The organism is Oligoflexus tunisiensis (genome assembly GCF_001748245.1).
Taxonomy (GTDB): domain Bacteria; phylum Bdellovibrionota_B; class Oligoflexia; order Oligoflexales; family Oligoflexaceae; genus Oligoflexus; species Oligoflexus tunisiensis.
The window spans coordinates 1,721,839-1,747,379 of sequence record NZ_BDFO01000001.1 but is presented as its reverse complement, the minus strand read 5'-3'; the positions used below and the strand labels follow the sequence as shown (position 1 = coordinate 1,747,379).

Here is a 25,541-nt window from a genome sequence, read left to right as displayed (position 1 = left end):
GGCATCTCCCTATGGACTTACGAGGCCTGTTTATAGCGTCGTAATTGGTCTTCAATCGCTTCCACCATATCCTTCACTTTGAAAGGCTTATCGATGATACGATTGGGTTTATGATCGCTCCTCGTGAGATCGTTCTCGAGACCGATGTAATAACCGCTGCACAGGATCACAGGAACCTGGCTGCCGGAGGTACGAATCCGGGCCAGAAGTTCGAGACCATCAACATTGGGCATGCGGATATCAGAGAGCACCAGATCCACCGCGTGCTGCTGAAACAGGGCAAAGGCCTCCACACCATCACAAGCCTGGATCACATGGAATTTGTATTCCTCAAGGGACTGCTTATAGAATTCACGGATGGATTCGTCGTCCTCAACCAGAAGGACCACAGGCCCTTGCGGGGTGGCTTGCGACGCCGGCGTCGTGACCAGCGAAGCATTGGGCATAAAGATGGTCAGGCTCGCGCCCTTTTGCCAGCCGCCGTCCAATTCGATGCTGCCCTGATGAAATTCCACAAACTTGCGAACGATGGCCAGTCCAAGACCCACACCGTCCTTGCCGTAGATGGAGCGGCCGGTCTGCACAAAGGCTTCAAAGACCTTGGCCTCGTCTTCCTTGCGAATGCCCTGCCCCTGATCCCGAACCTGAAAGGCGAGGTGATCCGAACCGGCTTTCTGAGTCAGCCACGACTTGACAAAGACCTGTCCACCGGGCGGGGAAAATTTAATGGCATTGATCAGGACGTTTTCAATCACCTGCCGCATGCGCTGGGGATCCAGGTTGACTTGAATATCGTGATCGAAGCTGACCTGAAAGGTGATATTCTTTTTGGCCGCCACGACCTGCAGGTTCTGGATGCTGTCCTGCACAAGGTCCGCAAAGCGTGTCATCCGATAGTCGAGACTGAAGCCATGCTCCAGGCGGACCACATCCAGGATATCGTGGATCATCGACGCAGCCTGTTCCCCGTTGCGTTTGATACGCTCGATAAAGGACTTTTGATCCGGGCTCAGGGCTTTGCCGCTTTCCGCGGTCAGAAGATAGTCGGTGGAAAGCGAAATGACGCTCAGGGGCGCGCGCATGTCGTGGGAAACCAGACCAAGATATTCGTCCTTGGCATCACGATCGGCCCGCAGCTCCTGAATTTCCCTTTGCTTCTGTCCGAGGATTTCCGGCAGGCGCATCCCGATCGTGTTCACATGCAGAACGCCGATCGCCTTGTTCCCATCGACCACGGCCGCGAGCCGCAGCCCGCGCTTTTTCATATCTTCGAGCACCGGCAGAAGTTGGGCACGAGCATCCACCAGCAAAGGCGTTTGACTGCAAAGATCAGCTAAAGTTCTGCTTTTCTTTCCATTCATCTGGGCCAGGGCCAGATCACGAAAATCAAGGCTGCCACGGACACTGCCGTTTTTCTCGACGACGACACAGCTTTCGATTCGCTTTTCTGTCAACTGCGTGAGGGCATCCGCGACCTTGGTGTCCTGTGGAATCATGCATGGACGGGTATCCATGACAGCGGCCACCAAAAGCTCTTCACTTGCCTTATCTACAATCATTTTGCCCTCGCCCTCCGCGCGTGATGCGCGAATACTCCGGGATGGGCATCGGCTGGCCTGGAAAAAACTTAAGGATTTCAAGAATTCCAAAAAAAACGCAGCCCGGAGGGACGGGCTGCGCGTTATAACTTATTGATATAATTAAAACTTATGGGAAATACTGGGCCCCGGAGCGCTGGGTCTTGCTATTTCCGGCGTAACCACCCCAGACCAATGCGCTGCTTCCGGTCCAGACGATGGACGAGAAGGAACGCGGAGGCGGTGTGACCGAACCGGGCAGGATGCGCCAGCGCAGGGTAATCGGATTGAAAGCATAGACTTCGCCAAAGTACGTGGCGAGACGCCTGGACTGTCCACCGATGAGCAGCACCTCTTCTCCGTTCCACACCACGCGATGGCCATAGCGTTCCGTCATGAGCTCACTGCGATAGTTGGTCCAGGTGTTCGTGGCCGGATAGTAAAGTCCGCCCGTTGATGTCAGATCCGTGCTGGTGCCAACTCCGCCGCCGCTGATCACAACCATGGCGTTGCCAGTCCAAACCGCCTGATGACCCGCGCGCGCCGTGGGTGCGCCCTGACCTTTGCCTGCAATCGGCTTCCAGCTATCGGTGGCCAGATTGTAAATGGCACCGTAATCGGTCACCACATTATTGCCGGAATAACCGCCCCAGACGATCATGGAATCGCCGGTCCAAACCGCGGAATGACCTTCGAGGGTTCGCGGCGCCTGCGCGGTAACGGCCATCCGTGACCAGGTACGAGTCGTCGGATCGAAAATGGCTCCGAGTGACTGACCTGTCGTATCATAGCCGCCCCAAACGATGGCCTTGTCGCCTGTCCACACCACGGTTTGCAGAGGATAGGTTGTGACCAGTGCCTGAGCCGGTTTCCAGAAATCAGGGTGATTCACCTGAGTCCAGACTTTGGTGCTGGGATTGTAGAGTGCTCCATTGAACGACCAGGTTGTGGTGTCACCCGAACGATCAAACCCACCCCAGATCAACACTTCGGATCCGGTCCAGATCGCATTGGGTTGGCCGCGCGGGGTAAACCAATCCGGAGGATTCAAATTCGTCCACTGGCGGCTGGCGGGATCATAGGAGTAAGCGGTGTTCAGATAATCCGGAATTTCATCGCGGAAGCCGCCGACCACGATCATGCGATCACCGGTCCAGACGGCTGCATGTTGCTGCATGCTGCCCGGTGCATTCGTGAGTCCCAAAGGAAGGGAATCCATGAGTCCGCTCTGCCAGGCATCGATAATGCCGATGGCGATCAGATCCGCTGTGGTTTCATCCGCATTGAAATGGTGAGTCGCTTCATGAATGAGCAGCTGGGCCGCCTGCATGAAGTTCACCGGTGCGCTGGGATGCGAACGACAGGTTGGATAGGAGAACTGAATGGGATTCGAGGTCGGAACCTGGCCGCTTCCGGGAGGAACGGTGAAGGCGCAGCTGGGTTTTTCTTCGTTCACCCAGACGTGTTCGGTCTGTAGAATATCCGCGGCCAAAAACTTTTGATTCTTCATAATCCAGTCACGGATGTTGGCCGACTGAATTCGGGACAGCGAATGCGGATTGATGCGCAGCACCACATGCGCCGCATATTCACGAGCACGCGCGAAGCTGATGCGCAGCCAGTCGCCGCCATTGCCTACACCCCAGTGGCCAAGTTTTCCGCCGGGCGTGACCAGGGGCAGGTCAGGTTGAATGCCGACGGTGACAGGAATATCCTTGTCGAGATTCGGCAGTGATTTCAGGTTTTTCAGCTGAGCCTGCGCGTAAGCCGGACTGAGGCCGATCAGCAGCGCGGCTATTCGAAGCCTTTTCATACCGTTCCCTCCTCCACAATTTTAAAGAGTTGCATGGATATGCAATAGAGCAATTCCCTAGGCTGTTCGCCTTGAAACTGAGCGCAGAAGCGTCGTTGAAAATCCTGTATGGCCTCGAAGGCCGCGGGAAGATCAGCGCGATCCACAGTCAGAAAATGAGTCGAAAACAAGCGTTCCTGGACGGGCTGCACGGCCATGGCCTGAATGGCTTTTTCCAGAACCTGGCGGTGAAACTTGCGGATGCTGCCTGAAGGAACCCCTCCCGGCACCCAACCGTCCTCCTGAATGGCAACGTACTGGTCGCCTTCCTTCTTCAAAAGCCCCACGCGCATGAGGCGATCAACGGCCAATTCGATCTGGATCAAAGGAATCCCAAGTCGTCTGGCGATCCACTTGGTATCGTGCCGGAAGTCCTTGCACTTCATGAGTTCCAGTATTCCGAGGTGATACCAGTCAGAAATAATCTTAAAGGCATCGAGTTGCAACTGAAACCGACTATCCCGCTCTTTTTCAAAGTCCACTTTGAGCAATCGCAGCTTCGCCTCTTCACGTTCCTTGACACTTCTGGCATGTTTTATGGAAACCAGGTCACAAAAGTACTGAGTTTCCCTTTCATCGAATCCCAGAACACCTGCTATTTTTTGCGCGGCGCCGCGGGACAGGCCCTGCTTGCGATTCAGAATCTCGCTCAAACGTGACGGAGAAAGTTTGAGATCACGAGCGAAAGCACGCAGGGAATATCGCGGATTCTGATCGCAGCGATTTGTCAGTTCTTTCTGCAGTATCAGACGATAGTCAGTGGCTCTTGCTTCCATATGATGATGACTCCCTCATTATTTTCATAACGCACACAGAACACTTCTGTCCAGCCCCAGGGAACAAAGTGTTCTGTCAACTCACATAACAGCTGAGTTAGCCTAAATGACGCGAACTCTTACCTTCTGTCATGAAGTGACAGGGTGCGTGGAAATCGACTGTCGCGGGACCACTTTCCGGCCCAACGGGTCAGCAAACATCGAGGAATGCAGCGATAAAATCCAAACGCAAAAAATTGCCGAAGGGGTTTTCGTGAGGAAAAGAATTCCGGCTGAAGAGGTTCTTGTCATGAGTAGTTTACCTAGCTTGGCTGACGCGATGAAACCCTCAATTCATGATGCAGCCCAGGACATGCTGCGCCGCGAAATTGATGAAATCGTTCAAATATCCTTGACCCTCTCGAAGTCACTTGGTTTCCTGAAAAGCCGCCTCAAAACACCTTTCCCCAAAACCTGTTCGAAGTGTGGCTTTGTCTATCAAGCGTTCGAAGATTTCTTTTACGGGACGGAAGAAATCGCGCGCGGTACGGTCAGCTACCCGATTCTGGGCAACGACTTTTATCTGCACCGCAACTGCAAGCCGCCTTGCGAAACCACACTCGTCGTGGTTTTCGTGGATCGAAGGGATGAATCGATTCCGGGTGTGCGCCGCCGGCAGCTTTTTGAAACCTGCATCGATCGACTGCAATCCACTTTCCATGTGGATGAGACAAATGCACGGGACATTCTCTTGACGCTGCTCGCCAATCAACTGACTTTGCGTTCGCAAGGTGAAGCCGGAGGCCTTCGCTAAATTTCCGCAACCGTGATCCAGAACCATCCTGCATAAAACTTCTGTATTCCTTGTGTTTTGGATCCCGCACTGCTAGCATCTTCAGCGCGAGACTTTATTGCTGAAGAGAGCACCATGCGAATTACAGCGGATACCTTACTCAGCATGACGGAAAAAAGTTTCGTGCGCGAATACCTCTGGACGCCAGAGCAGCAATTAGCTTTTTTGACCGCACGCGACCAAGGCGTCCGCTATATGGACGGCTCGTCATCTTTGACGGAAGATCCCCGAATACCGATCGACTTTCACGCCGAACTTGATCAGGGAGGTGGTTCGTTTGTTGCGGCCAAAAGCGGCATCTATGGACTGGCCCCACAGGCGTTGACACTCTATTCGTGGAACAAGGACGGGACCCGCTTTCGACCGGTGCGCGCGCAGGAACTCGTGCTCTGGCAGACTGGCTACGACCGCAAGACCGTTCTGGCCCGGATCCCTCCCTCGCTCGGACTGCAGATCGACCCGCGCGAGCGCTGGCTTTCCTGGATCAGCGAGCATGGGCATGAAGAGGAACTGGAAATCTTTTCCCGACTACGCCAGGATCGCGAGGTTCGCAGTGTTCTGCGCGTGCCTGGCTTTTTGCGCAATGTCCGCTGGCACCCCGACAAAGCTCTGATGCTTTATATTTCCTGGCCTTTGCATGATGTGCCCTGGGAGTCCGCCACCCTTTATCTCGCTGAATACGATATGCAGGACCTGCGTCCCGTGCCGCGTCCCGGGCGTGCCCTCAAACCGCCGCAGGTGGGTGACGTTCCGATGAGTTGTTCGGAAGCCGCATTTAGTCCCTGCGGACGCTTTGTCATTGCGCTGCTGCGAACCGGCGAATGGTATCAGTTCTGGTCCTACGAAATTGCGCGTCAGCACTGGCAGCAGCTCAGTCATGCTCAGGCCGAACACGCCAAGCCTCCCCGAGGCGCCGAGCAACCGCAGTTTGCCCTGCATCCCCATCGACCGCTCGTTCTTGGGATTGCGACGGAAAAAGGTGGCTCGCACTTCGTTCACTATCATTATGCAGCCGATGATTACCCACAAAAGTGGAAGGCCCCGCGCACCCGCGACAGCTGGCTGGATCAACCGCGATTCTCACCGGATGGTCGGCATCTATCCGTGATCAGCGCCTCGAGCCAGAGCCTGCCGGGACTGCGTTCCTGGCAATATGATGTCGACACCTGGTACGAAGCCAATCGTGTGCGCCTCAAGCAGCCTTATCGCACGCAATCGCAATCACCTTTGCGCGTGCAATGGCCCAGTCTCGACGGACAAACGGTTCACGGTCTGCTCTATCAGCCCAAGGATGTCAGTGGGCCCTTGCCGCTTATCATTGCGGTTCACGGCGGGCCGGTGGATCAGGTCAGCGCGGGCTGGCCGGCTAAAGCGAAGTTTTTCACGCAACTCGGTTTTGCGTTTCTTTATGTCAACTATCGGGGCAGCTGGGGTTACGGCTCAAGCTATCAAAGAGCGCTGGCGGGACGCTGGGGCCTTTCGGATGCCGAGGACGTGGCGTCGGCTGTCAAATCTCTCGCTGATCAAGGTTTCATTGATCCAACCCGCGTCGGCATCTGGGGTGGCGCGGCGGGTGGTCTTACCGTTCTCAATATCCTGATTCGGTTTCCCCGCCTGATACGGGCGGCGGTGGCCGTCTATCCTTATCTGGATCTGCCCGATATCCTCCAGCGCTGCGCCCCGCTCAAGAGAGCGGAATTCCATTGGGCTTTGGGCGACTGCACGCGCGATGAAATGCTGGCCCGTTCCCCGATCCTGCGGGCGGGTCGCATCCGTACACCTCTGGCCTTGTTTCACGGCGCGCAGGATAAGTTGGTGCCACTGGAACAGATGCAGCAGCTGCAGAACCTTTTGGAAAAGCAAGGCACGGCCGTGCAGTTGAAAGTCTACGAGCATGAAGGTCACGGCTGGAAGCATGAAACCACACGCTACGATTATGCGCGCCGCGTCACCGACTTTTTTGTGAAGAGTCTCATGGAAAGCGGTTCCCGCTCCATTGCCCTGCAATACAGCCAGCGCGAGCAGCCCTATCAATCGATTTAAGGAAATCCTGCTTGGACCAGAAGAAGCGTGATGATGTCGACTACAGTCATGAGGTGCGGCTGATCCAATCGCGCTCCGGGCGTTACGCGATGGTCAGCCTCGCCATGTTATTCCTGGTGCTCGGCTTCATCGGCGTCTTCATTCCCATCATGCCCACCATGCCTTTCGTTCTTCTGGCGGCGGTCTGCTTTGCCCGGAGTTCACCCCGCTTCTACAATTGGCTGATGAATCATCAGTGGTTTGGACCGTCCCTGCGGGACTGGAAAACCACCGGTGGCATCCGGCGCAAGGTCAAGATTCTGGCCATCACCGTGCTCGTTATAAGCATGACGCCGACGATCGTGTTCATTATTCCGATCATGGGTGTGAAGATCCTGTTGGCCGTGATTGGCCTCCTGGTGGCCGCCTTTATCGCGACCCGCCCGGATCCGGATGCGGTACGGAACCGTACACCCGAGCCTTAGCCACGGCCTTCCAAAAGCTGGCATTGAGAAATGGATGGGGACAAGGATACAATAAGGACCATGCACTGACTGAAAGGATAAACCATGGTCTTTCCCAGACTCTTACGTGTTCTTGGGTTTCTCTGCCTATCCGTATTATCCCCCAGCGGCCTTTACGCAAATGGACTGCAAAAATTGAGTTGTACGGACGCCGAAGCGCTTGAAACCAAATGCAAGGCTTACGATGCTGAAACCAAAGCCTGTGAGGTCCAGGCGCAGGCGGAGGGCAAGGCTCAGATTGATGCGGCAAAGAAAGCGCAGGACGAGTGCAAAAAGAAGCACTCGTTTAACTATGTGGTCAAATGCCAGTCCGAAATCAAAAAAGCCACGGCTCTCGTCAACACCCCCAAGCCCGCCCTGAAAATGAAAGTTCAAAAGGATCTTGAGACGAAGCCCGAGAGCGCCTGTGCCAAGGCTGCTGCCATTGGCAGGGAACAGGCTCTCTGCAAAGGACCGAAAAAGGTTATCGCGACCGCGAAAAGCAACTGCATAAAAGATATGTGATTCTGTGTTCCCGATTTCGCGGGTCCCGGCGAGCCTCTCAGCCGCCGGGTGCCTGAAGCTGATCGGCCACGCAAAAGGCGGCCATCGCACCGTTGGTTTTTACTGTCGTCGAAATTTGCCCATCACTGAGTATTTCATAAAAAGCCTGAGTTGAATCTTCAGGCACAGTTTCCCCCGACCAAAACCAGTCGTTAAAACCTGTCACAAGATCGGCTCGCAGGCGATGCAGGCGGGTGAGCTCCTGCCGGCTCGGGAGGCGCCATGGGCCCTGCCATGGGCTCAAGCCATCGAGCTGAGCACATAGATTTTCCGCATTGATGAAGGGTATATCACCATGCAGGGGATTGCTGACAAAGAGGAGTGTGACGGGATCCTGATAGATTTTACTCCAGGGGTCAAAACTCCCCAGGGTCGCGGCTGCCACCGCTTGATGATTCAGTTCCGTGGTTCGATCGATCAGGAATAAGGACGCTCCCGCGCCGGATTTGAACTTATCCTTGCCGAGACGAATGGTTTCAGCCTGTGTGTCGACAGCGGCCACCACTTCGACAGCATTCTGCTGAAAATAATCGGCTCGCACAAGAAACTCAACGTGCCAGCTGCTTGTGGCTGGCAGGAGTTCCTGCCCCAATAGATTTTCAGGTCCCGGGTTGGGTTCCATGGACCAGGCGATGGAAATCCCTGTCGCTTTCCTGCCTGCCTTATCCTGCAGCGAGCAGAGAATGCGTGTGACAGAAACTGTCGTCAGGGCAGAATCAAAGGTATCACACTGAACAAGATAAGCGCCTGCAATGTTCTCCGGTGGCACCACCCCTTCATTTTCATAAGCCTCGGCAGTAATCTCTTTCGTTTCAATTTCTTGTGAACTTCGGGCTGCGTCCTGGCCACGAGACGAGGTATCGAGCCGCGCCAGGTCTCTGGAATCACAGCCAGCGATCAGAAGGCCGACGGCCAATGGAAAACAGACAAGCGGTTTTAGCCTGAAGGGACCCATGCTTGATTTCCTTTATTGCGTTACTATCTGATCGGCGCATTTTGGAAACCAGACAAGGAAAGCGGATTGATGCGTCCATGCCTTGATAATTATTAGGAGTTTTGAGCCCTCTGAGCCGATTTTTTGGACCGGAAGCCCGCGTGGGGACGCGGGCCGGGTTCAGGCATTTTCCTGGATCCACTCCAACACATCCTCATGATGCGTCTTGGTATTCACCTTCGGCATCACGTGCAGGATCTTCCCGTCCTTGCCAATGATAAAGGTGGAGCGGATCACGCCCATGTATTCCTTCCCGTAGTTCTTTTTCTTGCCCCAGGCGCCATAGGCGTCGGCCAGGGCATGATCAGGATCGGAGAGCAGATCGAAATTGAGCTTTTCCTTGACGCGAAATTTGTCCAGCTTGTCCGGTGTATCCGGGCTCACGCCTAGAACCACTATCCCTTTGCTGGTATATTTGCGCTTGCTATCCCGAATCCCGCAGGCCTGAGTCGTGCAACCCGGGGTCATGGCTTTGGGATAAAAGTACAGCACCACAATCTTTTCGCCTTTGAAATCCTTCAGGCTGATCGTTTCCCCATCCTGATTCAAAAGCGAAAAGGCAGGGGCTTTGGCTCCGACTTCCAGGAAACTGCTCATCAAACATCCTTTCCTTGCTTAACTTCCAGCGACACTCAGGCCACCGAAACGAATTTCGGGGCTGAAAAAGCTCCACGACGAGCTGGGCTCCAGACGATCGCCGACCGCCTGAATCTGCTGCAGGATCTCGTAGAAGTTCCCCGATAGGGTCACATCCTTCACATACTGCTCGGTCTGGCCGCCTCGCATCAAAAGACCTTCCACGGCCAGCGAGAAGTAACCCGAGATCGCATTCGTTCCCGAGTGCAGACCTTTCAGCGAAATCACCTTGAGCACAGTGCCCGCATAAAGGTCCTTGGTCGGTGTGCGGCCGGCGTCAAACACCAGCTGCGTGCTGCTCGTGCCAAGCGAACCCCGTGGCCCGCGGGCCGCGTGGCCGGTGTTCGGCACTTTGAAATAACGGGCCGTGGCACTGTTATGGAACATGCTTTTCATCACGCCCTTGTCCACCAGCACCATATCCTTGCGGATGACGCCTTCATCATCAAAGCCGCTGTACGAAAAACCATCGGCATACTGCGGACAGTCGCGAATCGTGATGTCGGTGGAGGCGATGCTCTGCCCCAGCTTTTCCCGATAGTAGGCTGTGCCTTCCATGGCAGCCTTGGCGGAAAATGCCCCGAGGAAGGCCCCCATCAGACTCTGCCATTCATCGATATCAAAGATCACATCGTAACGTCCGGTCGGCACAGCTCGGGCTTCGAGCAGATGCAGGGCGGTTTCCGCGCTCTGCTTCACGCAGTAGACCGGATCGAGGCCGGCAAAGGTCCGGCTGACGCTCGAACCCGAATACATGGCCTGCGTGCTGCCTTCGCTCGCCAGAGCGGAGGTATAACAGGAAAAGCTGCGTTCCTTCTGATAGCAGAACGTTCCGAGATGGTTCGCATAGAAATGCTCCCCTTCCCCATCGGCATAGCCGTTGTAAGGCGCGTTGCGAATCCGATTGTCCTGGCTCAGCACTTCGTTTTCCAGGCGCAGCGCAAGGTCCACTTTTTCCTTCATCGAAGCCACGTCCGGCTGATTCATGGCCGGCTGAATTTCGATCAGGTCCTGCGAATTCTTCTGTTCAATCGCCTGATAAGGGTCCGCGCTGGAATAACGGGATGTCTCCAGAGCCTGCTTGACCAGAAGTTTCAGCGCCGCCTCCTCAAGGGACTCACTGGCGGCAATCCCGGCCTTGTGATCCTGCAGCACGCGAATCCCGATCACCTGCGTGCTGGTGACTTTCGATTTGTCGATACGCCCCTGCTGGGCATTCATGGAAAAGGACTTGCCGCGCTCCAGAATCACATCGCATTGCTGCACGCCCAGATCGCGGGCCATATCGAGCACCTTAAAACAGATGTCGCGACCTTGTTTCCACTCCATCAGGCTTCCCCTCCCACCAGAATTTCATCCACCTTCAGCGCCGGCTGTCCCACCGTAACAGGAATCGATCCGCTGACCGATCCACACATGCCAGGGGACAGTTCCAGATTTTGTCCCACCATGGAAATTTTCTTCAGCACGTCAGGTCCGGAACCAATGAGTGTGGCGCCACGAACCGGCCGATCGATTTTCCCATTTTTGATAAGGTAGGCTTCCTCAACCGCAAAGTTGAAATCACCCGTGCCAGGGGTCACGCTGCCGCCACCCATGACCTTGGCGAACAGTCCTTCCTTCACTGTGGACAGCATCGCTTCCACCGTGTGAGGACCCGCTTCGATAAAAGTGTTCCGCATGCGCGAGGCTGGGGCGTGCTTGTACGACTGCCGCCGCCCGGAACCGGTGCGGGCATGGCCGGTCTTCATATGACCCAGGCGGTCCACGAGAAAGGCCTCCAGGCGACCATTCTTGATCAGCTGGGTTTTCTGCGTGGGCATGCCTTCATCATCCATGTTAATGGATCCCCAAAGTCCCGGGATGGTTCCATCATCGACCGCACTCACGGCTTCATGCGCGATCATCTCGCCCATCTTATCGTGGAAGACGGAGGCTTTTTTCTCGACCGAAGTCGTTTCCAGAAGGTGACCACAGGCTTCATGGAAAATCACGCCGCCGAAACCGTTGTCGATGATCACAGGCATTTTTCCTGCGGGACAGGGATCGGCGTGCAGAACGGTCAGAGCCCGTTTCACCAAAAGATCCGCCATCTCCTGAGGATTCAAATCTTGAGTCAATTCCCAGCCGCACGCCCCGCCAGGACCGTGAAAGGCTCGGGCCTGTTTGCTGCCATCGGCGGCGATGGCGGTCAAGGGCAGACGGGTATAATGTCTTTGATCCTCCATGGCGAGACCCTCGGAATCAAAGACCTGCACGGTTTGCCATTTCTGAAGGCTGCCGATATCCATTTGCACGATTTTGGGATTTTTCCGGGCAAATTCATCGACCTTCATCAGATACGCAATCTTCTCTTCATAGCTGGCATCCCGATCCAGACCGCGCTGGGCAGGCTGGCGATCGGCCATTCGCTGAACTTTCAAATTCCGCGCCCGACCGGATCCCGACTTTTGGTCGAGGCCACAGATCAGACCCACAATGCGCAAGAGTTCGTCGCGTTCGGCGATGTTGGTGTAACCATAAACGGACTTGTCACCGAACAGCGCACGGATGCCAATGCCGAAGTCGGTTCCGGTTTTAATATCTTTGACTTTCTGATCCTTGACCGCGATCACGCTGTGCACCGTTTGTTCCACATAAATGTCGACAAAATCAGCACCAAACGAAAGTCCTTGTTGAATCAATTCCTGAGCTATCTGGACGTCTAACATGGTTTGGCTTTACTCCATCGTGAGAGGGCACATCAAGACTGAGCACTCTTCTTAACGGAGTGTAACCACTCCGGCTGTTTTTGGCCACAGTCATTAAGTCGCGATAAAAAAAGCTGACTGACATAGGTCTCGCGCTTCAGCTACATCATCTGCAGATATCAAGGATCGAAAAGATAATGACGCATGACAAGGGGGTCCTTATGCGTATTGGCTTTTGGATTGGCTGTGGCTGGCTCGCACTGACATCCCAACTCGGGGCCACCGACTGGTCGCAAGAGGCGAGCATACCCAGTGAAGGTCGCGGTAATATTCTGCAGCTGCCCGCGGAAGATGAGGCCCGATATGTGCAGGCCGGTTGGATTCACGCTCTGGATTATCCGGTGGAGGTTACGGGAGTCACGGTCCCACTGGAGCTTCTGCAGGATCTTCTGATCGATACCTACGAGACGCCCCTGCGAAAATTTCTGCAAAAAATATTCAAGGGCCTCTCCGGACTGCACACGTTCGACGATTTTGAAGCGCTGGTGGGACTCGTCCCCGAACCGGACCCCGCTCATAACCTTTATCAGATACCCGTGCAAAACAATGGCATTTCCCACCGCCTCGGCACGTCGATCATCGCCACAGCCAACGGACCTGGCGTGAGTTTCAGCTGCGCCGCCTGCCACATGTCAGAACTTTTTGGTGTGCCCGTTCCTGGTCTGACCAATCGTTTTCCCCGGGCCAATGAATTTTTTATCACCGGCAGGACCGGAATCGCTTTGGTCGAGCCGCATCTCGCGAGCCTCACCTTCGGCCTGAGCGATGCGACCCGTCGCATGCTGCAGGATGCGAAAAAATCCTTGGCGCGTGTGGATGCCCGCATGCCGATGAAGGATGGACTGGATACGTCACTGGCCCACGTGGCCCTTTCCCTGTCCCGCCGCAGCAAGGATTCCTATGCCACGCCTTCGGGTTGGTTTGAAACCTTTCCGCGACCGGACCCCATCCGCGACATCGTTTCCGATAGCAAGCCGGCTCCCTGGTGGAACGTGAAATACAAAAACCGCTGGCTGCTCGATGGTTCCGTGGTTTCCGGCAATCCCATTTACACCAACATCCTTTGGAATGAAATCGGTCGGGGCACGGACCTGCAGGTCCTGGAAGAATGGCTGGATGGGCATGAACAGGAAATCGATGAGCTGACCGCCGCCGTTTTTGCCACCCGCGCGCCGCGTTACACCGATTTTTTTCCAGCCGCCTCCATCGATCTTGAAGCCGCCAAACGCGGTCAAAAACTATTCAACGGCAACTGCGTGCGCTGTCATGGGAGCTATGAAAAAGCCTGGGATCAGGCCGATGCCGCGCAGCTGAGTCCCGAGGACCTGCTGGCCACAGTCAGGGTTCGCTACTTCTCCCAGACCCCTGTGGTCGATGTCGGAACGGATCCGCAGCGGGCCGCTTCGATGCAGTCCCTCCTGCAACTCAATGATCTGGCGATCTCGCAGCGCAAGGGCATACGCATCACTGTGCAGAAGGGTTATGTGCCACCACCACTGGAAGGCATCTGGGCCCGCTGGCCTTACTTTCACAACAATGCCGCGCCCAGTCTTTGCGCTGTTCTCACCGCCGGCAGCAAGCGGCCCGCTTTCTATTATGCAGGGGAGGCCCGTGATAAGGATCGTGACTTTGATGCGGTCTGCAACGGCTATCCTCAGGGAAACCGGGTGCCAGCGGAATGGAAAAAAAATCCAAGGCGGCGCTATAACAGCAGCATTGCAGGGCTCAGCAATAAAGGTCATGATGAAGGGATATTCTTGAAGGACGGACAGGAGATGTATTCAGATGCTCAAAAAAAGGATCTGATTATGTTCCTCAAGACCTTATAGGAAGATGGTGAAGTGGGGCTTTCGCGAGAAGCGAAGGCCCTGTGTTCCACGACCCTTACTGAATGGCCGCACCGCTCACCGACCAGAATTTGTCCCCTTGGAAGACCAGAACGTCACCCGTGACTTCCTTTTTACTGGAATCAATGCGCATCGCGATCTGTGAATAATCCGCATGCGCCGCCAGAGGCACCTTGGCGCGCGCCCAGGCGAGGTTGAGCCCTGCCATTTCCAGAAGCGCCACGGTTTCCTTGCTGGCAAACCAGTAACCGTTGGATTCGGTTTCACCTGCGGCCACGATGCTGCCGCCGTCCAGGGCTATGGGCAGCGTGCTACTGAACTGGCTCAGGGATGGAGTCCCTGTTCGAATCGAAAGCACGGCGATATTGCTATCCAGATGCAGGATGATGGTATCAGCAGCTGCATAAAGCACTTTGACTTTGGTCCAGTCACCTTTGATCGTCTGGGTATTGAAATTTTCCACAGGGACGGCACCACCGGCCCCTTCGCCTGCCTTGCGACGTCCCAGGGTGTTGGGTCCCACCAGCCAGAACTTGCCCTCAGGCAGCGTATAAAGGCCGAAACCATCCGGCTGAACGATGGCGGGATCCATCTGAGTGGGTGGGGTATCCGCAGCTGGATTATACAGCCAGGATTTTCCATCCTTGCCAAAGAGCACGATTTCATTGGCTGAAACCTTGTTCACGAGCACGAGATTGGTTTTGAATTCGGGGGTCAATGCTTCGTTGTTCCGCGCTTCCACCAGGGTGGGACCAACAAAGTCGAGAGTGGTCGTTGTGGTGCTTGGTTCCGTTTGCACATCGCCATCACTGGTCACGGGTCCAACCGGCACGCTGAGCCCAGCTGCCACTTCCCCACGCCGATTGACTGCTTCTCGGGAACAGCCAAACGCCAATGAAAGCAAAGCCATAGCCACGAATGTTTGCCATAAGCTTTTCAAGGCCCAGTCTCCCATCCTAAGTCGCATGACATCTTATCCTTTCCTTTTCGACATTTTCTAAGATTTCTTGAAGAAAAAAAGCTGAACCTTCGCGAAGAGAATAATTTTCATTAGTCAGATTCTTACCGTAAAATAAACGATGATCCAAAGTCACCCTTTAATGCCCCGCTATGACTGGCTTCATGAAGCCTGGATAAAGTCCTGCTCGCAGGTTTCCGATAATTTATTGAGCCCTTCCTCGAGGAGTCCCAATTGATGCGCCGTTATCTGACCCACATTCTGCTTCTGGCTGCTACCCTTGCAACTCCGGGTAACTCATCGACTGTTTATGCCGATTCGGATTTTAACCAAAATCTGAAACAGGCCCTAAACACGTTGAAGCAGCAGCAAGATGAAAAATCGCGTAATGCCCTGAATGCTTTGGCAGAACAGGTGCAAGGCGATATGGAACCGGCCAAGCGTTTGCAGGCCGCGATCATGCTTGCCGCCTTTTACTGGGACAGCAACTACCGGCTGTCGCGGACTTACCTCGGTATTGCGGAATCATTAAGAAATCCCACTGTTCCGGAATTGAGCCGCTTCGATGCGGAAATCGATCACATGAAGGTGCGTTTCCGTCATGCTGCGCTGCTGGATCCTGAAACCAAGCGTGAGCTGGAAAACCAGTTGCGGGCTGATCCCCCCGAGCCGCTGCGTCTGTCGCTCGTGGAAATGCTGCTCGATACCAATGATGCACTCAAGCTCAACGCCGATTTTATCGCGATCTATAAGCGCTACTATACGCGCTATCCGCGCACGGTCCGCCGCGATCGTTTTCTGCGCAAAGCCGCAGACATTTATTACGCCCAGGGTGATACCCGAGCCTACTTTCAGCAGCTCGAAGGTCTATTGGACCAGTATCCGGTCAGCGAAGAGGCCAAGGCCAGCCTGGATCGCCTGATCGAGCACGCCCATGGCAAGAAACAGCCGGCCTATTCGTTTACCTACTCTCTTTTGAAGAAGGTCTATCGCAATTCCTCGCATGACCCGGAGCAGCAGAAACGCATTCTGAGTCTGGTATCGACTCCCATGCGCCGCACCTCCAAGGTTCCCGCGAAGAAATTGGATCTCATCGATCAGATTCGTCTCTATACCTATCTGCAGCTCTATGATGAAGCCTTGGGTTTGACCCAGACCGGCCTGGCCCAGGCGAATGTTCCTCAGAAATTGCGGGATGAGCTGACCCAATGGAACGCCTACATTCTTTCGGAAAAAGGCGATCACCAAACAGCCCTGACCCGGTATCCCAGCACGCGCTCGATGGATCTTTTCTTTCAGGAATCCCAGGCCAAGAGCCTGATGAGTTCCCAGCAGTTTCCCCAGGCCGCTCAGCTCTATGGGCAGCTGATGAAGCGCAGGGATCATCCCCGCTATCGCTGGTATTATTTCTGGAACTCCCTGGCTGCTGGAAATCTGGATGTCGCCCGTCGCTTCGTGAGCACCAAGGGTGAGCAGATCTTCAACGAGGCGGGCTTCCGTCGCGATGCGTCTCTCTACTGGCGTGGACGTGCGGCCATCAGCAGTGGCCAGCTCGAGGAAGCTCAGCAGCTCTTTAAGCCCTTTATGGATCGCCCTCAGCCGGGTTATTACGGAATGCTGGCCAAGAGCGCCCTGGCCCAGGGCCGCAAGCTCGCGGAAAAAAGCAAGTCGGCCATGGCGGAGTCCGAGGACGGAACCGAATCATCAGCTTCTGACGATTCCGTTTCACCCAAAGCCTTGCTCGCTGCCTATAAACCGATGGATCGCCAGGAAACCGAGGAACTCAAGTCCGCGGTCACTGTACCGGCAAGTGGCGCTCGGAATGAGTCGATTCCGTTTGCCAACTATGTCTATGAGATTGCCAAGGTCGCCGAAATGGACCCTTATCTGATTTTGAGCATCATCAAGTCGGAAAGCGCCTTCAATTCACGGGCTCTTTCCACAGCCGGCGCTCAGGGTCTGATGCAGCTGATGCCTTACACTGCGGTGCGTCTGGCCCGCCTGCTCGATGATGAGGATTTCCGCCTGGATCAACTGCAGGCTGCGGATACCAATCTTCTTTATGGAAGTCTGTATCTGGCTCTCCTCTTGAATTACTACAATGGACACGAAGTTCCTGCCGTGGCCGCGTATAACGCGGGTCCTCATGTGGTGAACAAGTGGTTGAGTGAATGTCAGAACTGTCCCGTCGATGCCTTTGTGGAATTTATTCCTTATGCAGAGACGCGAAATTACGTCAAAAAAGTACTGAATACCTATAGTGGATATTATCAGGCCGAGCCACAAAGAGAGCCCGATTATCTCTTTAAAGCTCTGCCGACTGAGTTCCCCGACACGCAAATCTTTTGATTTTCAAGCGGGCGCAGGCGCTGTTATCCTCGAATGATTCCATCATGACAAGGATTCCAGCATGCGCCGTCTCCCGCTGTTTCTTATTGTTATGCTCGCCTGCATTCTGGTTGCTTATCTGACCTGGAGGCTCCGGGCTCCCCTTGGCAAGGAAAATCCCATCATTTTGCGCGAGGAAGCTACCGAGGAGATGGAAATCATCTTCTTCGGTGATTCAGGCAGTGGCCTGCCCGAGCAATTCAAACTCGCGGAAGCCCTCGAACGCTACTGCCTGACTCATCCCCTTCGAGCTGTGTTTTTACTCGGCGACAACTTCTATCCGGCCGGCGTGCAGTCGGTCGATGATCCCCAGTGGCAAACCAAATTTCGGGATGCCTATGAAAAGCCCTGCCTCAGCCGGATTCCCTTCTATCCCATCCTCGGCAATCACGACTATAAGGGCCATCCTGCCGCGCAAATCGCCTATACCCAAACGCAAAAACATTGGCGCATGCCCCATCGCTTCTATAGTGTGCAATTTGGTGAATTGGCAAAAATTATTGCGCTTGATACCAACATCGCCGATATCTGCGGCCTGGCAGAACACTGCACCCTCGATTTTCTGCGTGAGTCGCTCAAGGACACAAGCGTCACCCACCGTATCGTGATCGGCCATCATCCTATCTACAGTGCGAGCGGAAAGTATGGTGCCACGCTCCTTGGCCGGGTCCTGCGTTCCTACCTTTGTGAATCAGGGGCCCTTTATATTGCAGGTCATTCCCATCATCTTGAGCATCGCCATGACGCGGATTGTTCGCTGGACCTCTTCATCAGCGGCGGCGGTGGGGCCGATCTTTATGAAACCCGTTCCAACGATCTGGGAACACGTTTTGTGCAATCCAATCACGGCTTCCTGCGGCTCAAACTCAGCAAGGCCGGCAGGGAATTGACCTTCTTCGATAGTGAGCTGAAGGAACTCTATTCATTCCGTGACCGCTAAATTTATTGAAGGCGCGCAAAACACTTGCCTCGCCCGTTCAATCAAGCTACCTTCAGGGAAAATTATCATTCTCTGCTAGTTTTGGAGGAAGTTCACAATGAACCGTTCCGAGCTTATTGACGCTATCGCGAAGCAAACCGGGGCCACAAAAGCTGATACAGACCGCTTTCTGAATGCCTTCACCTCGACCATTGAAAAAAACATCAAGAGAAAAGAAGGTGTGAAACTGGTCGGCTTCGGCACATTCTCGATTTCCAAGCGCAAGGCCCGTCTGGGACGCAATCCCCAGTCCGGTGAAGAAATCCAGATTCCTGCGCGGACCGTTCCTGTTTTCCGTCCCGGCGCGCTGCTGAAGCAAGCCGTCAATACCGCGAAATGAATGATGTGTAAGCGTTCCCGTCCTTGGGGCGGGAACGTGAATGGCTTAACAACTCGTCAAACTTTCTTCCTGATGCATATCCTGCATCCCGGTATAGACGTCTGTTTTTAAAAACTCGCGTTCCACCGGCAGCTGATCCTCCAGCACATCCTTGAACCAGACGCGGCGCTCGTTATCCCAGCGATAACGGTTGGTCCGGAGCTTGTCCTTGGTTTCAAAGGGCGCCCTTGTGGCAAAAACTCTCACCTCGCGGTAGTAACTTCTTTGCACCATTTCGGCAAAGTACGGCTCCATAATGCGGAAGGTCGTGGCACAATCAAACAGCGCGCGATGGGCGAAGGGATTGACAAAGCCATGATCGGCGGCGAGGTAGTTCAAGGCCCGGGTGCGATAGCCTTTATTTTCCCAATCAATATGTTTGAAGCTGCAGGCCCAGTGCAGATCAAGTCCGGCATACTCGGAACGTTTCTGCATAAAACTACGGTCGAAGTCCGCGTTATGCGCAACGACGATCGAAGCCCTCTCCAGAATTTTACGCACGAGGGGCCAATCAATTTTTTGTCCGCGGACCATATCATCCGTCAGACCCGTGAGTTTCTGAACTTCGGGACTGAGGGGCAGCTCGGGATCTTCGAGGCCACTATACATGGTGATAATTGCGGGTTTCCCCGACTCACCGACACCGAATTCGATAAGGCCGATTTCGATAATGCGATCGGTTTCGCAATTGATTCCCGTTGTTTCCAAATCCAAGACCACACCGTAATCCATGCATGACTCCTAGGTTGTTTTTGCCTCTTTTGCTAGCACCGTCAGGTTGATGTAAAATAAAGGCATGAGGACGATCCCGGCCACCGGCCCTTTTTGGGGATCTCATCTTATAGCGAGTACCCATGACTTCAAAAGCCAAAGAGCATAAGCCCCACGGCAGGAGCGGCAAGACACTGCCGATTCAGGTCAGCAGTTTTGTTGAACTCACGGCCGCCTTGAACCAGGCTACTGAATTGGCGGGATATCAATTCGAAGTTCCCATGGACGGAGTGGTCAGCCTGCAAAAGGATGATATCACTCTGATCTTCTTTGAAGATCGCGCCTGGCAGGATACGACCGCTGTCAGTGTCTTTTTATCAAAAGCCAACGATTCCGGCCTCTGCTTTATTTGCACCGGAAACGATGAAGACCTGGAAGCCATGCCCCCGGCGCTCGAAACGGCCAACTTTCGCGCCCTCGCCTTGCCCTGCCGTGTACGCCAGCTCGTGATCGATGTCCAGAACTTCCATCGCCTGCAGTCGATGGTTCTGCGTTCCGAGCGCACCAATAAGAATGTCAAGGAAACCAACGAGCACGTCAAATATGTTTTGCGCGTATCCCGTGAACTCAACGGCGTGCGCGACAGCAAAAAACTGCTGTCGCTGATTCTGCAAAAAGCCCGGGAAATCACCAATGCTGACGCCGGTTCCATTTATACCGTGGACTGGAACGACCAGCGCGAATCGGATAGCAAGATCATCTTCAAGGTCACGCAGAACGAATCGGTGTTCCAGGAACTCGAGGAATTCGTGATCCCCGTCAGCGAGCACTCGATGGTGGGCAGCGCCGTGCTGCATCAAAAGGCCATCAATATCCCCGACCTCTATCATCTGGACGAGGATCCCAACAAGAATCCTTATCACGCCAAGCACGATAAGACCTTCGATCTGCGCACCGGCTACCAGTGCCGTTCGATGCTGACCATTCCGATGTACGATATCAGCTACCGCGTGATCGGGGTTATCCAGCTGATCAACCGCAAGCGCCCCAATACCAAGAATCTGAAGGGCATCCAGGATTTCACGGAATACGTTCTGCCCTTTGATGACACGGACGTCGAATACGCCGAGATCGTGGCCCAGCAGGCCGGCATCGCCCTCGAAAACGCGATGCTGACCCTGGAAAAGGAACAGCTGTTCGAAGGCTTTGTGCATGCGGCGGTGACCGCGATCGAACAACGGGATCCCACCACCAGCGGTCATTCGCATCGGGTGGCGAAGCTCACCGTGGGTCTGGCCGAGATCATCAACAAGATCGACAACGGCCGCTTCAAGGATACCCGCTTTGATAAAAAGCAGCTGAAGGAGATCGAATACGCCTCGCTGCTGCATGACTTCGGCAAGCTCGGTGTCCGCGAACAGGTGCTGGTGAAGGCCAAGAAGCTCTATCCTTGGGAACTCGATCTGTTGCTCGAGCGTTTCGAACACATTCGCTCCCGCTTTGAGATCGAATACCTGCGCGAGTATATTGCCTTCCTGAGCGGCAAGACCACCATCGCCCCGGGTTTTGGCCCGGAAACCTTCCGGGCGACCTACGAAAATCGTGTCAATGAACTCGAGGATTTCCTGCAGTTCATTTTGAAATCCAATGAACCCACGGTTCTGGAGCAGGGTGGCTTTGAACGCCTCAAGGATATTGCCAACATGTCCTTCAAGGACGGTCGGCAGCGGACCCGTCCCTTCCTGAATTATCGGGAACTCGAGGCCTTGTCGGTATCGCGTGGATCCTTGACCCGCGAGGAATTTGCGGAAATCCAAAGCCACGTTGTGCACACCTATGAATTCCTGCGGAAAATCCCCTGGGGCCGGTCCTTCCCGAACGTGCCGCAGATTGCCGCCAAGCATCATGAAAAACTCGACGGCACAGGCTATCCCGGTGGTTCGCATGACGACGAAATACCGGTGCAGACCCGTATGATGACGATCGCCGATATCTTCGATGCGCTGACCGCATCCGATCGTCCCTACAAAAAGGCCGTTCCGGTGCCACGCGCGATTGAAATCATCGACATGGAAGTGAAAGCCGGCAAAGTGGACTCCGACCTTTTCAAAGTCTTTGTCGAATCTCAAGTTTATCAGGCTGTTATTGATAAAAATCAGCAGGCGTCCTAAGACTGAAGGAATCCCCACGTTCCGAGACAAAGGCCGCGCTGATGCAACCCATTCTGACTCCCGAACTGCTGCTTGCCGCCTATCGACACGGTTATTTTCCGATGCCCCACCCGGAAACCGAAGAGATCATTTGGTTCAATCCGGACCCCCGGGCCGTTTTACCCCTGGATGGCTTTCACTGTTCCCGCTCCCTCCGGCGGTCGCTGCGCCGTAACCAATTCCGCGTCACCATCAATAAGGATTTCTCCGGGGTCCTGGCCGGCTGCGCCGAGCGCACGGAAACCTGGATCAACGCCGAAATCACCGAAGCCTATGAACGTCTGCATCGGCATGGAGACGCGCATTCGCTGGAAATATGGCAGAATGACGAGCTTGTGGGCGGGACCTATGGGGTGGCCATTGGTGGAGCTTTTTTCGCGGAGTCCAAGTTCCATCGGGTGACCGATGCTTCGAAGGCCGCTCTCTATTACCTTGTGGAGCATCTGCGCGCCAAAGGATTCAGTCTGCTTGAGGTGCAATTCCTCACGCCGCATCTGCGCACGTTAGGTGCCATTCAGATCCCGGCTCGGGACTATGAACAGCGTTTGCAGCGCGCCCTGCGTCAGTCAGTCAGCTTCGAACCCCTGGTGCTGCCTGAGCTCAAGCCCGACCATGGCCCTTAAAAGGCCGAAAAAACATGCTATGGGGTAAATATTCTCTGGAAATCGCTCATAATATTGTTTAGGATTGGGCTCCAAATTTCCCTCTGCCCATGTGGTCGAGGAATGTTGAATGCTATCTATCTTGGGGAGTTTATGCCAGGAGTAAGACTTAAAGAGGGTGACAGCGTCGAAAGAGCTTTGAAAGCTTTGAAAAAGCAAGTCGAAAAAGCCGGAACAATTTCGGAGCTCAAGAAACGCCAGCACTACGAAAAACCCTCCATCAAGCGCAAGAAGAAGCAGGCTGCTGCTCGCAAGCGTCTGATGAAGCAGTTGAGAAAACTGGGCCTGGCCTGATTCCCCTCGCAACGATAAGTTGAAGGTGTGCCTCAGCGCGTCCTACTCAGACCTCATCGCATTGAACTCATAGAAAAGCACTCGCGTTTCATTGGGATTGGCTTTCCGTGCCAATCCCTCGACGCGTTTAAGCGGCACAAGGCGGATCTGGAAAAGGAATTTCCCGATGCGTCCCATATCTGTTTCGCCTACAAATTTTTCGAACAGGGCCAGCTGCAGCAGCGCTTCTCCGATGCCGGGGAACCCTCCGGGACCGCAGGCAAACCCATACTCATGCACATCGAAGGGCAGGATCTGATCCAGATCGTGGTCTTTGTCGTTCGCTATTTCGGTGGCATCAAACTCGGTGCCGGCGGCCTCGTGCGCGCCTATGGCAATACAGCCAGGCAGCTTTTGCTGGAGGCGGAGACGGCGGAACACGTGCCGATGGTCGAACTCGAGGTGACTCTGCCCTATGCGGAGCAGAATCGCCTCGATTATTTGGCTCGCAAACACAAAGCTGTAATTGTGAATCGGGAGTTTGGAGAGGACCTGCGGGTGCGGCTGGAGCTGCCGGAAGCGGAAAAGACCGGCTTTCTCGATAATGTCACACCTTATCTAAAAAAATAGCCAGGCCGCAGAAAGCAGCCTGGCCCGCATGGGCGATCAGTTCATAACCCGCCACGTGGCTGGTGTTCGCTGCTGCTGAGGAACAGCCAGTGTCCGTTGCTGGGGATACGGCTGATGCTGCTGAGGCTGCGGCGGACGCACCACGCTGGTCTGCGGAGCCGGTTCCACCGTATCCTTCATGCTGGCAATCAGCTGTTTGAAATCCTCGATTTTCGCCACCAGAACTTCATCCGTCCGCGGCTGAACCTCGCGATTCGGAACCTCATCCGTGGTCTGCACGCGTTCCAGGCAGGCGGACAAGGTGGAAATCGTGTGCCGCGTTTCGGTGGTGAAGCGAATCGAATCACTCAGCATCGGGGCACTGGAGGCCAGAATCTTCTGGCTGTGATTCAACTCATGATACTGTTTCGCGAGCAGGGTCGAAATCTTTTCCGAATGGACTGTGATCTGGCTCGTTTCTTCCATGATCTTCATTCCAAATCCGTTGTGGCTCTGAAGATGACGATCCAGCTGCCCCATCAGCTCCGCGGAACTCAGGCCCATCACCCGGGTTTCCTGCAGCTTCTTCATGTGAATGTTCACTTCCTGCTGCAAAAGGAGCAGTTCGGATGCGCTGTGTTTCACGGCCGCCACGCTGCTGCGATAGTACTCACCGCACTGGTTCACCGAGACAAAGGCCTGATCGGCTTTGGCACCGGCCTGGGCCAGATACGCCGAGGTCTTGTTCACCTCATCCTGCACATCATGAATCGCATCCTTGATATGCCTTGCATAGGTATGGAACTTGGCCGCGAGGCCGCGCAATTCGGTTCCCAGAGGGAAGAGATCCGTCACACCCTGACTGTTCGTCTGACCGCGCACCAGTTCCAGCGAAGCAGCGAGCGACTGGGCGTTGATTTTTTCCGCCACCTCGTCGATCTGTTCCGTCATATGAACCAGCGAATCCCATTTCTGATTCAGTGAGTTCACAAATTTGCTGGCACCGGTGATATTGTCCCGCGACTCGCCGATGATCGAAATCATCGTATCGTGAATCTTGTTGCCGCCATGGGCACTGTTTTGAATCTTTTCGAGCTGCTCCTGAGCCCGCGTGATCTTGTCATTCAGAATGGTCTCTCCATGCAGCGACTCTCCGAGGAGACGCAGCGTGGAGGCATGAACACTGTTGATATTCTTGGACAGATCGACCACGATGTCGAGGTTCTGCCGCATCTGACTCAGAATATCGATCAACTTGTTCTTCTTCCAATCCACACGGTTGGTCGCGGAGTAGTTGGCGCTTTCACGGCACTGCTCCATGAGCCTGTGAAGACGCGTGGCCGCTTTTTGAATCTCGTCGTGACCGGCGATCAGGGTTTCATAGGTCGCGCGGGTCCTGTTTTCCAGCAGACGGACGTTTTCATGCACGGATTTTACCAGCATGCTGTCGCCAACCACCGTCATGGGCTGATTCCTCAGGCAGTTTTCCAGCTCCTCAAGCCCTTTCTTCAAATTCTTATACATGCCGCTTGCCATCGGATCGGCAATCTCAGGCTCAGGGCGGTACGGAAGCTCGGGTTCACGAGGCAGCACGGCTTTCCTTTCCTCGGGCTTTACCTCATCATCTTCCCTGCGACGCGCCACAACCAACGGACTGAGGCAGCCTATCGACAAAAGTATGCTCCCCATCGCGCCCCACTGATAGCCGGCAACTCCCTGGCTGCACTGCAGTTCCTGCAGGCGGCTGACTCCTTCCGTGGCCACCTGCCCTTCACGGATGCGACGGTTCAAGCCCTCATCAGCAAGGGCGTTGCTGCGCAGGCTGGTCGCCTGGAACAGGAGATAGATCGATGAAACCTGGAAGAACAAAGACGCAAAAAGGCCTGGAGTCTTGAGCTTGTGTAATCCGTCCATGGAATTCCCAACTCAAAGAGTGTGTGAATGAAGATCGGGAGCGAAATGCTTTCGTTCCCGATCGAATGTTAGTAATAATTTGCAGGTCTTATGTCAACTGCTGAA

22 protein-coding genes are annotated in these 25,541 nt (G+C 54.7%); 12 read left to right on the top strand and 10 right to left on the bottom strand.

Features of this window, described 5'->3' with window-relative positions:
- Window positions 1-17: 17 nt before the first annotated feature.
- From OLTU_RS07585 to OLTU_RS07575, 3 genes are all read right to left on the bottom strand, one after another.
- The gene (locus OLTU_RS07585; protein WP_141732152.1) at window positions 18-1,559 is read right to left on the bottom strand and encodes a response regulator; all 1,542 of its coding nucleotides are present in this window, start codon (window positions 1,557-1,559) and stop codon (window positions 18-20) included.
- A 148-nt stretch (window positions 1,560-1,707) separates the two neighbouring features.
- A complete protein-coding gene (locus OLTU_RS07580) occupies window positions 1,708-3,390 on the bottom strand; it encodes a Kelch repeat-containing protein (RefSeq protein WP_141732151.1) in 1,683 nt (560 codons plus the stop codon).
- Window positions 3,387-4,205: a TIGR02147 family protein gene (locus OLTU_RS07575; protein ID WP_141732150.1), complete on the bottom strand. Its 819-nt coding sequence runs from the start codon at window positions 4,203-4,205 to the stop codon at window positions 3,387-3,389. The genes OLTU_RS07580 and OLTU_RS07575 overlap by 4 nt, the downstream gene beginning before the upstream one ends.
- A 319-nt stretch (window positions 4,206-4,524) precedes the next feature.
- Here OLTU_RS07575 and OLTU_RS07570 point away from each other — a divergent pair, with 319 nt between their 5' ends.
- The 4 genes from OLTU_RS07570 to OLTU_RS07555 all read left to right on the top strand — a co-directional run bounded on the left by OLTU_RS07570 (window position 4,525) and on the right by OLTU_RS07555 (window position 8,087).
- Window positions 4,525-4,998 carry a hypothetical protein gene (locus tag OLTU_RS07570; protein ID WP_218109897.1) on the top strand — a complete coding sequence of 158 codons (474 nt, stop codon included), beginning with the start codon at window positions 4,525-4,527 and terminating at the stop codon, window positions 4,996-4,998.
- A 144-nt stretch (window positions 4,999-5,142) separates the two neighbouring features.
- Window positions 5,143-7,080 carry an alpha/beta hydrolase family protein gene (locus OLTU_RS07565; RefSeq protein WP_218109896.1) on the top strand — a complete coding sequence of 646 codons (1,938 nt, stop codon included), beginning with the start codon at window positions 5,143-5,145 and terminating at the stop codon, window positions 7,078-7,080.
- A gap of 11 nt (window positions 7,081-7,091) precedes the next feature.
- A complete protein-coding gene (locus OLTU_RS07560) occupies window positions 7,092-7,544 on the top strand; it encodes a YbaN family protein (RefSeq protein ID WP_141732147.1) in 453 nt (150 codons plus the stop codon).
- Window positions 7,545-7,628: 84 nt separating this feature from the next.
- Window positions 7,629-8,087: a hypothetical protein gene (locus tag OLTU_RS07555; RefSeq protein WP_141732146.1), complete on the top strand. Its 459-nt coding sequence runs from the start codon at window positions 7,629-7,631 to the stop codon at window positions 8,085-8,087.
- 37 nt (window positions 8,088-8,124) lie between these two features.
- Here the strand turns inward: OLTU_RS07555 and OLTU_RS07550 are convergent, their stop codons facing one another.
- From OLTU_RS07550 to OLTU_RS07535, 4 genes are all read right to left on the bottom strand, one after another.
- Window positions 8,125-9,081 carry an Lcl C-terminal domain-containing protein gene (locus tag OLTU_RS07550; RefSeq protein WP_141732145.1) on the bottom strand — a complete coding sequence of 319 codons (957 nt, stop codon included), beginning with the start codon at window positions 9,079-9,081 and terminating at the stop codon, window positions 8,125-8,127.
- A gap of 159 nt (window positions 9,082-9,240) precedes the next feature.
- Window positions 9,241-9,717 (bottom strand): thioredoxin-dependent thiol peroxidase, encoded by a 477-nt coding sequence (gene bcp / locus OLTU_RS07545; protein WP_141732144.1) that lies wholly within the window; start codon window positions 9,715-9,717, stop codon window positions 9,241-9,243.
- A gap of 18 nt (window positions 9,718-9,735) precedes the next feature.
- The gene (locus OLTU_RS07540) at window positions 9,736-11,085 is read right to left on the bottom strand and encodes a TldD/PmbA family protein (RefSeq protein ID WP_141732143.1); all 1,350 of its coding nucleotides are present in this window, start codon (window positions 11,083-11,085) and stop codon (window positions 9,736-9,738) included.
- Window positions 11,085-12,467, bottom strand: a complete 1,383-nt coding sequence (locus OLTU_RS07535; protein WP_141732142.1) for a TldD/PmbA family protein — start codon at window positions 12,465-12,467, stop codon at window positions 11,085-11,087. Before OLTU_RS07535 ends, OLTU_RS07540 begins: the two co-directional genes overlap by 1 nt.
- A gap of 200 nt (window positions 12,468-12,667) precedes the next feature.
- On the opposite strand from OLTU_RS07535, the gene OLTU_RS07530 reads away from it, so the two are divergent.
- Window positions 12,668-14,335: a c-type cytochrome gene (locus OLTU_RS07530; protein WP_141732141.1), complete on the top strand. Its 1,668-nt coding sequence runs from the start codon at window positions 12,668-12,670 to the stop codon at window positions 14,333-14,335.
- 55 nt (window positions 14,336-14,390) lie between these two features.
- Here the strand turns inward: OLTU_RS07530 and OLTU_RS07525 are convergent, their stop codons facing one another.
- Window positions 14,391-15,203, bottom strand: a complete 813-nt coding sequence (locus OLTU_RS07525; protein WP_218109895.1) for a hypothetical protein — start codon at window positions 15,201-15,203, stop codon at window positions 14,391-14,393.
- A gap of 345 nt (window positions 15,204-15,548) precedes the next feature.
- On the opposite strand from OLTU_RS07525, the gene OLTU_RS07520 reads away from it, so the two are divergent.
- From OLTU_RS07520 to OLTU_RS07510, 3 genes are all read left to right on the top strand, one after another.
- A complete protein-coding gene (locus OLTU_RS07520) occupies window positions 15,549-17,660 on the top strand; it encodes a lytic transglycosylase domain-containing protein (RefSeq protein WP_141732139.1) in 2,112 nt (703 codons plus the stop codon).
- A 61-nt stretch (window positions 17,661-17,721) separates the two neighbouring features.
- Window positions 17,722-18,639, top strand: a complete 918-nt coding sequence (locus OLTU_RS07515) for a metallophosphoesterase (RefSeq protein ID WP_141732138.1) — start codon at window positions 17,722-17,724, stop codon at window positions 18,637-18,639.
- Between the two features lie 97 nt (window positions 18,640-18,736).
- On the top strand, window positions 18,737-19,018 hold the full coding sequence (locus tag OLTU_RS07510; RefSeq protein WP_141732137.1) for an HU family DNA-binding protein: 282 nt from the start codon (window positions 18,737-18,739) through the stop codon (window positions 19,016-19,018).
- A gap of 45 nt (window positions 19,019-19,063) precedes the next feature.
- On the opposite strand, the gene OLTU_RS07505 is transcribed toward OLTU_RS07510, so the two are convergent.
- Window positions 19,064-19,789, bottom strand: a complete 726-nt coding sequence (locus tag OLTU_RS07505; protein ID WP_141732136.1) for a 3'-5' exonuclease — start codon at window positions 19,787-19,789, stop codon at window positions 19,064-19,066.
- A gap of 122 nt (window positions 19,790-19,911) precedes the next feature.
- Between OLTU_RS07505 and OLTU_RS07500 the strand changes: the two genes are divergently transcribed.
- The 4 genes from OLTU_RS07500 to OLTU_RS07485 all read left to right on the top strand — a co-directional run bounded on the left by OLTU_RS07500 (window position 19,912) and on the right by OLTU_RS07485 (window position 23,543).
- Complete coding sequence (locus OLTU_RS07500) at window positions 19,912-21,939, top strand: HD family phosphohydrolase (RefSeq protein ID WP_141732135.1); 2,028 nt, start codon at window positions 19,912-19,914, stop codon at window positions 21,937-21,939.
- A 41-nt stretch (window positions 21,940-21,980) separates the two neighbouring features.
- Complete coding sequence (gene aat, locus OLTU_RS07495; protein ID WP_141732134.1) at window positions 21,981-22,601, top strand: leucyl/phenylalanyl-tRNA--protein transferase; 621 nt, start codon at window positions 21,981-21,983, stop codon at window positions 22,599-22,601.
- Window positions 22,602-22,733: 132 nt separating this feature from the next.
- Window positions 22,734-22,934, top strand: coding sequence for a 30S ribosomal protein S21 (gene rpsU / locus OLTU_RS07490; protein WP_141736758.1), 201 nt, complete (start codon window positions 22,734-22,736; stop codon window positions 22,932-22,934).
- 27 nt (window positions 22,935-22,961) lie between these two features.
- On the top strand, window positions 22,962-23,543 hold the full coding sequence (locus tag OLTU_RS07485; RefSeq protein WP_141732133.1) for an IMPACT family protein: 582 nt from the start codon (window positions 22,962-22,964) through the stop codon (window positions 23,541-23,543).
- A 36-nt stretch (window positions 23,544-23,579) separates the two neighbouring features.
- Here OLTU_RS07485 and OLTU_RS07480 read toward each other — a convergent pair whose 3' ends face one another.
- Entirely contained in the window at window positions 23,580-25,436 is a 1,857-nt protein-coding gene (locus OLTU_RS07480) for a methyl-accepting chemotaxis protein (RefSeq protein ID WP_141732132.1), read from the bottom strand.
- Between the last annotated feature and the right edge of the window lie 105 nt (window positions 25,437-25,541).